General features: G+C 41.7%; 11 protein-coding genes. 4 read left to right on the top strand and 7 right to left on the bottom strand.

Going from position 1 to position 13,753, the window contains the following annotated elements; genetic code table 11:
- Both BBG47_RS30425 and BBG47_RS25280 read left to right on the top strand, forming a co-directional pair.
- The coding region (locus BBG47_RS30425; RefSeq protein ID WP_217492525.1) for a hypothetical protein at positions 1–273 on the top strand (273 nt) is incomplete at its 5' end.
- Complete coding sequence (locus BBG47_RS25280; RefSeq protein WP_065294046.1) at positions 245–925, top strand: DUF4386 domain-containing protein; 681 nt, start codon at positions 245–247, stop codon at positions 923–925. The genes BBG47_RS30425 and BBG47_RS25280, both read left to right, overlap by 29 nt.
- A gap of 78 nt (positions 926–1,003) precedes the next feature.
- On the opposite strand, the gene BBG47_RS25275 is transcribed toward BBG47_RS25280, so the two are convergent.
- Positions 1,004–2,080 (bottom strand): phosphotransferase enzyme family protein, encoded by a 1,077-nt coding sequence (locus BBG47_RS25275; RefSeq protein WP_483310758.1) that lies wholly within the window; start codon positions 2,078–2,080, stop codon positions 1,004–1,006.
- 361 nt (positions 2,081–2,441) lie between these two features.
- Here BBG47_RS25275 and BBG47_RS25270 point away from each other — a divergent pair, with 361 nt between their 5' ends.
- Both BBG47_RS25270 and BBG47_RS25265 read left to right on the top strand, forming a co-directional pair.
- A complete protein-coding gene (locus BBG47_RS25270) occupies positions 2,442–3,668 on the top strand; it encodes an MFS transporter (RefSeq protein WP_065294045.1) in 1,227 nt (408 codons plus the stop codon).
- A gap of 32 nt (positions 3,669–3,700) precedes the next feature.
- Positions 3,701–4,360, top strand: a complete 660-nt coding sequence (locus tag BBG47_RS25265; RefSeq protein ID WP_065294044.1) for a PadR family transcriptional regulator — start codon at positions 3,701–3,703, stop codon at positions 4,358–4,360.
- 248 nt (positions 4,361–4,608) lie between these two features.
- Here BBG47_RS25265 and BBG47_RS25260 read toward each other — a convergent pair whose 3' ends face one another.
- The 6 genes from BBG47_RS25260 to BBG47_RS25230 form a co-directional block, all read right to left on the bottom strand.
- Positions 4,609–6,081 carry an Msr family ABC-F type ribosomal protection protein gene (locus BBG47_RS25260; protein ID WP_065294043.1) on the bottom strand — a complete coding sequence of 491 codons (1,473 nt, stop codon included), beginning with the start codon at positions 6,079–6,081 and terminating at the stop codon, positions 4,609–4,611.
- A 16-nt stretch (positions 6,082–6,097) separates the two neighbouring features.
- Positions 6,098–6,970: a putative RNA methyltransferase gene (locus BBG47_RS25255; protein WP_065294042.1), complete on the bottom strand. Its 873-nt coding sequence runs from the start codon at positions 6,968–6,970 to the stop codon at positions 6,098–6,100.
- Between the two features lie 418 nt (positions 6,971–7,388).
- A complete protein-coding gene (locus BBG47_RS25245; protein WP_065294040.1) occupies positions 7,389–8,504 on the bottom strand; it encodes a glycoside hydrolase family 88 protein in 1,116 nt (371 codons plus the stop codon).
- Positions 8,505–8,589: 85 nt separating this feature from the next.
- Positions 8,590–10,221: a response regulator transcription factor gene (locus BBG47_RS25240; RefSeq protein ID WP_065294039.1), complete on the bottom strand. Its 1,632-nt coding sequence runs from the start codon at positions 10,219–10,221 to the stop codon at positions 8,590–8,592.
- Positions 10,222–10,227: 6 nt separating this feature from the next.
- Entirely contained in the window at positions 10,228–12,024 is a 1,797-nt protein-coding gene (locus BBG47_RS25235) for a cache domain-containing sensor histidine kinase (RefSeq protein WP_065294038.1), read from the bottom strand.
- A 125-nt stretch (positions 12,025–12,149) separates the two neighbouring features.
- Entirely contained in the window at positions 12,150–13,490 is a 1,341-nt protein-coding gene (locus tag BBG47_RS25230) for an ABC transporter substrate-binding protein (protein WP_065294037.1), read from the bottom strand.
- Positions 13,491–13,753 lie beyond the last annotated feature (263 nt).

Raw genomic sequence — 13,753 nt, 5'->3', positions numbered from 1 at the left:
GGAAAGTCTTACGGCCTCTACGCGTTCGCCACCTTCGATGGCAAACAGCACCTTGCTGACCTGCTGCGATGTGAGTTCCTTTACTGGAATAACGCTGGTGACGCCTTCCCTTCATTGCTTTTACACTCCAACTTGATTGATTCAACTTTGCTCCAGCAATTCTTCCCGAGCCCTGTCATGTCAGAAAGCGATTCGGAGTATTTTGGTAGTAGCTCCCACGATAGATATGATAAGGAGGTTCATTATGCAGAGGAAGAGTATACATTCAAGTAGAAGGTCTGCTGTAATTGTTGGTTTGTTATACATAGCTGGGTTGATTTCGGGTATATGTAGTGTTGTGCCTGTTATTGATGAAGCAGACTACCTGGTCAACGCATCCACAAATGAAAACCAGGTGCTAATAGGAGCGTTTTCTCAGTTGTTAATGGTTGCTGCCTATGTTGGGATTCCGATTTTGCTGTATCCGATGTTAAGCAAGCATAATAAAGGTCTTGCTCTAGGCTCTGTGGCCTTTGGCATCATTTCAGGTGTGTTCATTCTGATCGGTGTTATCATTCTTCTGCTGTTATTGACAGTAAGTCAAGAATTTGCAAAAGTTGATGCTCTGAATGTATCCTATTTTCACACTCTGGGTGAATTGCTGCGGGATGGTCGGGATTTGGTGAACCATGTAGCAACAACACTGGCATTTGTTTTAGCTATGTTCTTGTTTACCTGCATATTTGTCCAAACCAAAATCGTTCCCCGTTGGTTGTCAGTTTCGGGTCTGATTGGCTCAACACTATCTATATTGGCAAGCCTGTTATTTATGATTCGCTTCATCGGTCTGGACACAACTTACATGTTATTGAACGTGCCGATCGCTGTTCAACAATTGGTATTGGCTATATGGCTGATCATGAAAGGATTCAATCGTGCGGAATAGTTTGTGTATCCAATGAAGATAAAAACACAGCCGGCCCCAAAGAGCCGGCTGTTCGCCATTTGCAATCCACACACAAGCTTAAATATTTCGTTCCTCATACTCAAAGGGTTCTTCACATAAGTAAATGTCATGGAAAAAGCCCTTATATGGGATATCGTCTTCCAAACATTTTATGATATACGACATTACCTCGTCACTCCTTGGCTCCTCACCGCTGTTCTGCATCACCTCGAAGTAGTCGACGATATTTTCCATGTCACACACCTGAATAAATAAAAGTAACTGATCCAACATCGAATCTTCGATCTGGGTCTCGGATCTGTATCCCTCGAGGACTATTTCAAAATAATCATCCATAAACGTTTTACGTTTAGCGGCATCTGGTTCAAATTGTACCCATCCCACTCCGCTTATCCAGAGACCTGCCAGATCAAACATATACCAAGCGAAACATGAATTATCGAAATCATATACGGTTATTTGCCCGGTATCAAAATCTATCGAATAATTCCCATCGTTATAATCAAAATGATTCATACCGAAAGACTCACGGTTCGTATCCAATCCTTCTAGGGTATTAAGCAGCTCAACCAGCTTCTTCTTAACCAGAGAGAAGGAGTCGGGTATCAGTTTATTAATATATTCGGCATTGTATTTGTCAAAAAAACTATACCGACGATGGACAGGAGTATACTCTTTCGATATATGGTGCAGTTTCCCCAGGGTTTTACCGCAGTTATAAAAATATTCGGAAAGAGGAACCCCTTCCCGGTACCGATAATTGTTTTCCACAAGCAATTTACCCTTGGCCTTCTTAAACAGGCAGATATAAAAGGTATGATTTTGATAAGTGATCTCTTCCAGCAGATTCCCCTTTCGGGAGCAGACTACATCCGAGACACTTCCACCATGCTCAAATAAATATCGGATATACTCAACTTCGGCCAGAAAATCTTCCCGGTTCCTGTCAGGTAAGAAAGCAATTCTGAGAATTTTTGCGTCGGTACCCTCTTTCTCACAGGTATATACGACATTCCGCCCTCCGTCATGTGCCGGAATAGGATGGATTTGAAAGCCTTCTAAACCGAACAACTCCGTTACTACTGGGATTAGATGGGTATTGCCAATTGAAACAACATCGTTATGAGTCATCATATTTTCTTTAGTTTGCAATCTTTTAGTGCACCATCCTTCAAAAAATCATTAATTTACAACTGGACCTAATCGATAACCACCTTGATTAACATTGACACATCACTACTTCCAGTATTTTCTACCTCATATTGTACCTAAATATCCCAATCAAGTCTATGGGATTTTCTATACCTGTATTTTGTAAAAACCACTTTTTCATTGCTTTAGGACCAAATAAGGGCTTGTATGTCCGTGGCTGTCGCTTTCAGAACCAAAGAGTGTTTTCAAACTATATAGATAAATATTTATATATAATACTTGATCTATTGTTTATCCCCGTTTACAATAAATATAACAACATTAACCAAAAGGTGGTCTTTCCATGCTGCTGCGTCACAAAGCCTTCAGACAATTATTCGCCGGAAGAATCCTGAGCGTGTTTGCGGATTCCATACTCTTTTTTTCGTTGCTCAAATGGATTGAAATCAAATCGGGCGGAACAGAATCCTTTACGTTTTTCTATGTCGCATATTATCTCCCTATCGTTCTGCTAGCCCTGCCTGCCGGAGCCTGGATATCCGGAAAGACGCTTCAGCATGTGATGGCATGGTCAAATGTCGTTCGCATGATCGGTATGATCCTGTTCTTTTTCTTCTCAGACTTGATCCCAATGCCTTGGGTATATGTACTCCTGATAACCGAAAGCATTGTCGGTTTATTTTTCATGCCTGCCAATCAGTCTCTTCTCCCGCAAATCGTAAGCGAAAGAGAACGTCCATCGGCGAACAGCTGGCTGCAAATGGGCTATACAGTCGTCAAAATATCAGGTCAAACTTTTACGGCCTTTATGCTCAAAAACGGGTTCCCGCCTGCCTCACTGCTGCTGTTCTCAGCCTTTCTTCTTCTCTGCTCGCTGATGTGCATTATGCTTATGAAGCCCAAAGTGAAACAAGAAATGCCTGAACGGCAAGGACATTGGACTTTGATGAAAGAAGGTGTCCTTTATATTGCTCGCCACCGGCAGCTCGGCACGTTGTTTGTTTTTTTGACGCTTGCCATGTTCGTTGCTTCCTCAGTAGATCTGATTTTGCTTTCCTTTTTAAGAGATGTGCTTGGTTCAGGCGTTGAAAATCTGAGTTTTATCGGGACAGCTTCCCTTTCCGGTATGATTGTGGGTGCGGCTCTCGTTCCAAAATGGTATAAAAAGATAGAGAGAAAATGGTTGATCGTGCCTCCACTTTTCACCCTCTGCATCAGCATCGTCTGCTTATATGTGATACAAAGTTGGCTGGTAATTTTGCCTCTCTTTTTCGTGCAAGGAATTGCTTTGGGATGCTTTAATATTACATTTGTGACCTACGTGCAGGATATCGTTGAGAAGGAAAACTACACCCGCGTTTTCAGTATGTATCATATGATTTCAAGCAGTGCGGCTCTGCCGGGAATATCGATGACCGGAGTGTTGCTTTCGATATGTGGAGTTCCAACAACGATTCTCGTGATTAGCGGCATTTTGCTTGCACTCGGGATTGCCGGAATTTTGGCTATTCCATCCCTTGGTAAAGGAAACTCCGCAGAGCAAACGAACATTGAAACAGTGGCGGTTTAATTTATGGAAATATCAGAAAGGAAGTATAAGAGATGTCGTTAAAATATGGTATTTTAGGTTTCCTTAGTAAATGGGAAGCGACAGGTTATGATCTCAAAAAGGAATTTGATGATTTTATGAGCATCTTCTGGCATTCTCATTTATCGCAAATCTATCCGGAACTTGGGCGTTTGGAGGAAGAGGAATACATTACAAGCCGCTTACTACCGCAAACGGGCAAACCTGACAAAAAGATCTATGCCATCACAGACAAAGGTAAGCAGGAGCTGATCACCTGGCTGCTTTTGCCTCCAGAAACGCCTAAGCTAAAGGACTCCTTTCTGATGCAAGTCTCCTTTATGGACAATATTCCCGCCTCAGAGGTCATTTTCCAGCTAAAGGCCTATCAAAAGGAACGGGAACAACGGTTAGCCAAGATGAAACAAATTTTTCAAGAGCGATGGGAGAGCATTCGGGAGCGCAATGTCATGAAATCACGGATTTTAATGAGCTCAGCCGTTGTAAGAAGAGGATTGGAGCAAGAAAGTCAATATATCCGCTGGTGTAGAGACACGATCGAGCTGGTGGAATCCTGCTCTGCACTTTGGTCGCAGGATATCGACAAATCAGATTTACCTGACGGAGAATATATCCGATTTTCGGACGTCGAACCTTTATTCCGGAAATATTATGGTAATTTGATGGAAGATTAACCTTCAAATTGTGTCTACATATTCCAATCAAAATCTAGGGGATTTTCTATATAACACAAATTTCAGTTAGGACTTACTCACTCCAATAGAAAACCAGCGGTAGCAGCGGTAGTCTGATGTGACCCCATAATGTTAGACGGATAAAATCGTAAACTACCGCTGGTTATTGAACTATCATTTCCCGTTAGCGAAGTGGTCTTACATTCCTCGTGACTGCTTTCAACGTGGATTCGCTATAGTTGACTTACCTATTCCTTGGAAGAAATCAATTTCAGTTTTTGATTTTCAATCGCATATTGGCAATCCGCGACAGCTTCAACAAACTCTCGATCATGGGAGACGAGCAGGATAGTCCCTTCGTAAGCTTTAATGAACTCTTCCAATGCTTCAATGCAGAACACATCCAGAAAAATGGTGGGTTCGTCTAAAATCAGTATGTTGTAGCGTCCAGCGAAAAGATCGCACAAGACCAGCCGAATCGCCTCACCACCGCTTAAATCGAGAACATTTTTTTTAATGTCATTCCCCGTAAAATTCATGGAATGAAGGATTGCACGAATTTTGCTCTCGTCATACTCGCTTCTTTCCTTCATATAATCCAAAACGTTTTGATCTTTATCAAATCGATAATCCATTTGGTTATAATACCCGATGACCGCTTTTGGAGAAATGACAGTCCCCTCTCCCTTGTTAACAATATGACGAAGCAAAGTGGATTTCCCTGCTCCGTTATTCCCTTTGATCGCAATGGTAGCGCCTAATGGGAACTGGAAATATACCTCTTCGAACAGGATTTTATCTCTTGCTTTCAGGGTCAGTTGCTCGGCCATGATGGGAAACTTGTTGTGCAATTGAAGTGCCGTCGATTGACTGAAGCTTGGTTTCTGTTCATCTTTTGGCGCTTCGGTTGCTTCAAGCTGATTCATTCTTTGCTCCATGGCCTTGGCAGCGCGCTGAACTCCCTTTTGGCTTGTGTCTTTGGACTTTGTCATAAACATTTTATTGGCTTTTGACTTCGATTCCTTTTTTGAAATGTGTCCATTCGCTTGAGTGATTTTATCCGCCTTTTTCATTTTTTCTTCCGCGGCTTTTGCAAGACGGGACTTTTCTTTAATATATTTGTCATGCTGTTCTTGCTGCTGCTTTCGCTGAAGCGTTTTTTGCGCGACGTATTCTGAATAGTTTCCGGTATATTCGGTGACGGAACCATTCTCGATTTCCCATATTTTCGTAACAAGCTTGTCAAGAACATACCGATCATGGCTGACAAGTACAAGTGCCCCATAATAGTAAGTCAATTCATCGATAAAAAATTGAGTACCTGCTTCATCAAGGTGAGTTGTCGGCTCGTCGATCAGCAACCCTTCATGGTAATCGGACAACATTTTGGCCAACTTCAATCTTGTTTGTTCTCCACCGCTGAAATTTTCAATTTCGGTTTGCGGAATCGACAGCTTCCCCACCAACTCATATTTGACTTCCCGATCGTCCGGCTTGAGCAACTGGTCAAAATAGGCAAAGTCTACAAAGGACTTTATGTGACCTTGATCCGGCTTGATTTGACCGTGCATAAGCTTCAACAACGTACTTTTGCCCGCCCCGTTCTTTCCGACAATCCCAATACGATCGAACTGATATACCGCAAGCCGCGGAATATTTAACACGGTTTTATCCAAATAGGATAAATCAACATTTTCAAGCTCTAGACATACTTTTTCCATGATATAACCTCACTTTTTATTTATTCAATCCGATTAAAATATCGATATCGATCGTAATATCAGCACTTCCCCGACCAACTAACGCTTCCCTACGCACTTGATCTGATGTCCATGCCAAGGGAGACATTTGAACCAAATATCCGAGCTCATCTTTGGTCAAGCTTTTGGTATAACAAAAGCTGATCACATCCGAGTGATGGAAGTGGTTTTTAAAAAGCGATACGGTATCCTCGTTGTTAAAGCTTTTCTTGTGAGCGTCATCGAAGAACGCTTCCCGCAGCTCTATCAAATAATTGGAGCGAGGAACAACTTTGATGACGAGGCCGTTTGGCTTCAAGGTTCTCCTAAACTCCTTGTAATTAGATGGCGAGAACAGATTAAGAATAACGTGAACAGATTGGCCCCCCAGCGGTGATTTAGCCAAATCGCCTACAAGCCAAATCGGATCCTTGTAATTCTTGGCGGCCATGACAATGCCTTCTTTTGAAATATCCAAACCGATCCCCGCCGCATCTCCGTTCATATCCAGAATGCTTTGCAAATGCGAGCCTTCTCCGCAACCTGCATCTAGAATCAGAAGCGGATTACCGGAAATCTCCCTGTGACTCTCAATTACTTTACTGATACTGTCATGCAGAGGCGCATATAAGCAGCTCCCCCTAATGATTTCCTGCCTTGCTTCAAACAGCTCCTTAGCGTAATTGCTATTTAAAGATCGAGTCATCAAATTTACATAACCTTGTTTTGCTATATCAAACGTATGGTTTTTGGGACATTCCAGGCTTTTTAGATCAACGACCTTCAACGAACCTTCACAATACGGGCACCTAAAAGCCACGGCGTATTCGCTGAACATTCCAGCGCTTTTGATTTTTTGGCTTTTCGTCATGGCTGACACCTCTTTCACCCCTTTCAAAACAAAAAAAATCACAGGCAATTTGCCTGTGATCAGAGTAAACGGGTAGTGACCTATTATGGATCAGGAATGCTCGGAATGTCGTATGCAAATAAATCTCTCCTTATCCAAGGAAAAATTCATCATCAACATAAAAAAGAAAGGCATAGAGAATCCGCCTTTCTTCACGATATTCAAGCAAATGAAGATTATTAAAAATGGGCAGACTGATCCCGTTTACTCTGTTATGACAAACAGAGCCTTTGAACAGTATTTAATTACTGGTTCAAAGTAAGGGAACGTAGTCTGATAAAAAACATTGTTAATAATCCTCCTTCAATTTCAATATATTAACAATAATACCATGACTTTTGGAGGAATTCAAGAATTAATCCTTCTGGGCTCATTTGCATCACCAGTAGCCTCTAATTCCGCGTTGCAGGCGAACCAAAGCCTCAAGATAATAATAATCTCCCCAGATCATGTAATCATCCGGTCCACGATCTCCTCTTACGTGGTAAGAGCCATGCTGCAGTAAACCTTCTGCATCTGGCATATTCATGGTTGAATAGTTCGCAACAAGTGACTTCATCTGTTCATGCAGCGAATTGGTAAAATACTCATGATCAGGATCTTCCACATCAAGCATGCCGATTAGCTCAATCAAGCCGCAGGCAACGATTGCAGAAGCAGAACTGTCACGAGGCGTTGACGCTTCAACAGGAACGTCAAAGTCCCAATAAGCAACATGATCCTTTGGCAGATGTTCGATAAAATATTTTGCCATACTTTTAGAAGTAGCAAGGAAGTCAGGATCTTGCGTATATCGATAAGCAAGCGCAAAGCCATAGACACCCCAAGCTTGGCCTCGTGTCCAGGTTGAGCCATCCTGATAGCCCTGATGCGTGCCTCCACGCAGAGCATTGCCATTCTCCTGATCGAAATAGAAGGTGTGGTAGGAAGAGGAATCACCTCTAACTAGGAAACGCAAGCTCTTGCGTGCATGTTTATACGCAATATCATAGTAATCCTGTTCACCTGTCTGCTCATATGCAAAGAACAATAACGGAAGATTCAGCATGCAATCGATGATGATTCTGCCGCCGTTCTCAGGATCTCCTTCTGTGCCCCATGCTTGAATAATACCCATCTTCGGACGCCAGCGATTAGCAAGCACTCGTGCTGCCTGCAAGGCTACCTGCCTTGCTTCTTCACTCCTTGTTATGCGATATTGGGCAACGGCGGACAGAGAATAGAGAAAGCCGATGTCATGATGATCCAAATCCACATGATGATCTAAACGATACGTAAAGTTCTCCAAGAACTTTTCTGCGGCTTCTTTATAAAAAGAATCTTGAGTATTTTCATAAGCCAGCCATATCATACCGATATAGAAACCCTCGATCCAATCGTTGTTCTCCCCCCATTCATAGCACTTGTCTCCCGTTATATGAGGAAGCAATCCTGGATGATTGCGCAAATTATTTGCTATTTTAGCCTGTGCATCTTCAATTGCTTTACGCCACATGAACTCTACTCTCCTATCAGAAAAAACTTTGTAGGTATGCTACTCAATTGTATGCTCAATCGACTAAATGAGGTGCTGTTTGGTTCTAAACTGTTTCCATCATCCTTTGTGATCTGTCCCAGGAGACAAACTCTCTTGGTGTTGTTCCTACATCACGCTTAAATAGTTTAATAAAATAGCTTTTGTTCGAATAACCGAGCAAATCTGAGATTTCCTCCACCGTTTTGTTCGATTGCAGCAGAAGCTCCTTGGCCTTCTGAAGTTTAACTCGATTCACATACTCAATAAAATTGATATTCAACTCTCGCTTAAACAGCCGACTGAAATAACTCGAATTGAGATTCAAATAGCTGGCCATTTCCTCCAGCGTTATCCGCTCCGACACATGCTGAATGACATATTGCTGCGCCTTAATCACTTCCGGACGCGAGGATATCGTAATCTCGCTTAACTTAGCAGCCATACGTGACAAGTAGTCTAGGAACCACTCCGATAAATGCGACAAGGTTACGATTTGGCTTATCGTTAAATAGAGCTTCTCATCGGAAAACTCGCTTTGAAAATGTAGCGTAACTTTTATTTTCATATGTAAATCCAAAAGTAATTGCAGCACCCATTCTTTTACATAATCAGGATGAAAATGAGAGGCTTTCACCCAATTTGACCAATCTTGTATCGTCACCACGAGTCCAGACTGATTCTTAGCTGCTATATGCTCACTAATCATGGAATAATACTTTGCATACTCTTGATACATATCAATTTTGCTGAATTCCTGCTTGGCCCATGTACTCACGCTGGATTCTGCACTGTAAAATCGATGCTCCAACTCCTGCAGCATAGGAAGCAGAGCATCTTGAATTTCTTTGGGTTTGCTTACCGTTCGACCAATGAAGCCGGATACATGGATTTTTAAGTACTGTTTGATGTTTGTAATGCAGGTCTGCATCATGTGATAAACATATGACTGCTCAACACTCGGATCATCCGTTAAATAGAGAACAACCAAGTCGCGACTATTGTAGTTAAAAATAACGAAATTCCCTTTATCGCTCAAAATCTCCTGAAGCACATTCTCCACTGCAAAAATAATCGTATGATCATTCAATCTGTGCACACGACTCATCTCATTCAACCGATCTACAGAGAGGATCATGGTGACGTACTGTTTTGATTGAAGATTAATACCGTTTATTCCTGCCTTTTCAATCCAAGCATGCTTCGACCAGGAATTTTGATCCAGGGTATCCTTCAAAAACTTGTTTCTGACAGCAGTCTGATTCATTTTGCCAAGTTGCTTGTAATGTTGAAATTCAGCCAATTGATCCTGTTTGGAGCATAATCGATGGGTTATCTTCTTTAATATCTGCTCTAATTGCTCCACTTCCAAGCTTTCCTTCAAAATATAGTCCTGAACATTCAGCTTAAGTGCTTGTTGAGCGTAATGAAATTCATCATGGCAGGATATAATAATCGCCGCAAAGTCAGGGTTAATTGAGCTATACTCCGCAATCAGTTCAAGTCCATTCATTTTCGGCATGCCAATATCCGTAATCACGATATCTGGCAATCGCTCGCACATCCGAATCGCTTCCAACGCTTCTAACCCATTGGAATACGTACCGAGCAATTCGATGTGAAGCTGGTTCCATTTGACGGCTTGAGACAAATATTGAAGAACAGGGTAATCATCATCTACTACAATCGCTGTAAACATGTAGCTTCACTCCACATCACGGTTTACTTGGGGTAATTGAAGCGTAATTGTAGTTCCTACATCAACTTCACTGTTAATCCGCATCAGAAACTTTTCGCCATATATTAATTTCAATCGCTGATAAACATTCGTCACGCCAATGCCAGAGAAGCCTGATTTGTTAGGCGCAGCATCTCCCTTCTCATTCTCAAGTTTGGTTATCAATTCTTGTAATCGTTCTGGTGTCATTCCGACGCCATTATCATGAATCTTAATCAAGAGGCGGCTTTCTTCCTCCACCTTAACCGTATACGATTCGATTTCAATTTGGCCGCCATACTGATGAAATCCATGAATGATAGCGTTTTCGATTATCGGTTGGAGCATAAATCGAGGAACTAAGACGTGGTCACTACCCACGACAATTTTCTCGATCAACTGAACCTGATTTGCATGTCTGAAGTTCATCAAACGTATATAATGCTGAATGGTTTCGATTTCGTCGCGAAGCGAAATCCATTCATTATCTCGATTAATGGTCATCCGAAGCAATGATGATAACGAGCCGATTAACTTCGCATTCTCTTCATCGCCGCGAATGAGAATGCTTAAGCGAATCGAATTTAACAGATTGAACATGAAATGCGGATTAATTTGTGCTTGAAGCATCTCAAGCTCTGCTTTGCGCTTCTGAGTCTGCTCAAGCGTAATCTGTTCGATCATCATCTCGATTCGATCCAGCATTTGGTCAATCGATTTGCCAAGTTGGCCAACCTCATGCTGTCCTCTAATCCCCGAACGAATATTTAGCTGCCCCATATTGACCTTGGCAACAAATTTACCTAACTGCGTGATCGGATTGGTGATCGCCGAGATCAGAATCATCAGCAGAATGCAAAACCCTGTAAAGAAAAGAAACTGCATAATGAAACTGGTTACTAATATCTGATTGTTAGGACCCACTGCCGAAGAATAGGGAACTAGACTGAGCAAGGACCATTTGGTTCCAGCTACAGGCTCTGACACATAGATATACTTTTCATTGTTGTAGACGAGCGTATTCTCGTTAATCGCATAATCATTGTATCGAAATTGTTGTCCGATGTTTATGGATTCCGACTGAGACTGAGATAAGATCGTTCCTGATTCATCCATCAGCATAATTTTCTGTTCCGAATAGCTGTTTAGCTGACGTTGAATCTTACTTTCGTTCACGCTGACAATCACATAGCCAAGCGAATGACCACTTGAGTTTTTCATGGTACGAGCGATGGTAAGCACCTTCGGTGACTTCTGCTTCGCTTCGAAATTGCCGTAGTAATTATCTTGTAAACCAATCCATGCCGTTGAAAAAGCAGCAAGCTTATCCAGTTCCTTGAATTCAATTTTTCCATGAAAGAAATTTGGGTTAAAATCACTAAAAGAATAATTCGTATACGCAAACCCATTTATACCCAACACAGTGATATACATATCTGAATTTTGGGCAAACAGATCATCCAGATTAGAAATCAAACGCATGTAGTCTAACTGCTGATCTGAGTTATTTCCTCTTGCAAACTGCTCTTTGCTCATTTTTACATGTTTATTGATTTCATTATTCATTAAAATGATATTCGACAAAGATAGCATCTGTTCAACAATACCGGATACATTGGAATCAACTAATATTAACGTATCCCGCGTACTAGAAACCGCTTTTTGCAGCACAATATCTTTGGTTACATACGTAGTTAAGAAGTAATTCACAATAAGTGGAATCATAAAACACATCAAAGCCGCAATCACTAGTTTTGTACGAAGTGAATATCGATCTATTTTCATAAAAAGGGGCCCTCAAACGTCCATCACTTTTAGAATAGGAATAGGGAAACGATTGATCTCATTTCCCCTGTTACCTATTTATAATGATTCGAGCTAATTTCGGTCAAGCACCAACATCACATTTGCTATTTTTTGTTACTATTGATTACATCGGTGATTTTCTTGTCCATATTTTCAATTGTCTTATCGATATCTTGTTTATCTAACAAGTACAATTCAACCTCAGCAATGGCAGCTTTCTCGACCTCACCAACGTAAGGAACCGGAACTGGCGCTTGACCAGGCTTCGTGTTTTTCAATGTATATTTCAAGGATTCCATATCCACTTTGGAAGGATCCTTCGAAGTGCTGACGATTTTTTCTGTCAACTTGTCGGAATCTGATTTAGCCCAACCGGAGAATACGCGACCGCCGATCTCCAAGCCCTCAGTTGTATACCATCTAATGAATTTGTATGCTGCTTCTTTGTTTTTGGACTTCGCAGCAACCCCCATGTAAGTAGGTTGCATTGGGGAATAATGCTCCGCTGTACCTTCCAGCTTAGGAATTGGAGCAAACGCTGCATGGAACGTTGCAGGGATTGCATCCGTACCGCCCGATTCAGCAACCATCCAGTCGCCGATTGGCACCATCGCTGCTGCACCGTTAAAGAACTGTGTACGATAATGCAGCTTTTGAGAAATAATGTCTTCGTATGGATTTGCGGTTTTATCTGTGTACATCATCGTTTTCATCATTTTCAAGTTGGATGCAAAAAGTGGCTCCTTCGCATTGGAGGTTCCGTCTGCTTTCAAAAAACTGTTATCGATTTCTTTACTCTTTAGCTGCAAGTTGTAAAGGTCTGGCCAGTTATGGAGGTATGCACCATACACTTTGGAAGCGCCTTCACCTTTAGTGAGCTTTTTAGCATATGCTTCAAAATCAGCCCAAGTCCAATCTTGTGGGACCGGCAATTGTGCTGCGTCCAGCAAGTCTTTGTTTAATAGAATGAACCAACGCTGCAGGGAGGAAGGAAGCGCGAAAATTTTCCCATCCACTTGAGTATCTACAAGGTATTCGTCATCGTACTTATAGCCTTCCTTTTCAATGTAGCTATCAAGTGGTTCCAACAGACCAATAGAAGCACGCTGCGAGTAGTTTGTATACGGCATTTCGATAATATCCAACTGATCATCTGATGCAGCCATCAAATCAAGCTTTTGCATAGATGCAACCGAATCGCCTTTTTCGTTTAGGAGATCAAGCTCTACTTTGATGTCTGGATTCGCCTTCTCAAATTCTGGTATGATTTTGCTCCATTGCGCCTTCGCATCTGTTTGCCAAGTGCTCAGCTTCAATGTTACTTGCCCCGTAGAAGTGCCATCTTTCGCCGGAGTTGATGAAGAATCAGAGGAATTATTGCTGCCGCAAGCAGTTAGCGATAAAGCTAGTGATACTGCTAATACAGTTTGAATTATCTTTTTCATGTAGACCCTCCTCAAATTATGATGACGCAAGTAAACTTCTTTAATGATGGTATAATCGTAACATGATTAAAATCCATTCAAAGCAGACAATTTTTACTGAGGTAAGATTATTTTTACTTCTTTATTAAAAAAGTAGAGCATGATGTCGCTCATGTTGATCACCATGGTTATAGGCACCATGCCTCGGATCCCAAGCAATTCGCAGATTGTCCAATTAATGAGGATATATCCAAAATCTAAGGGAAGCAGGAGGTAAATCCTGC

It is taken from the genome of Paenibacillus sp. KS1 (assembly GCF_001680695.1).
Classification (GTDB): Bacteria; Bacillota; Bacilli; order Paenibacillales; family Paenibacillaceae; genus Paenibacillus_B; species Paenibacillus_B suaedae.
This window is presented reverse-complemented; position numbering and strand designations above follow the sequence as displayed.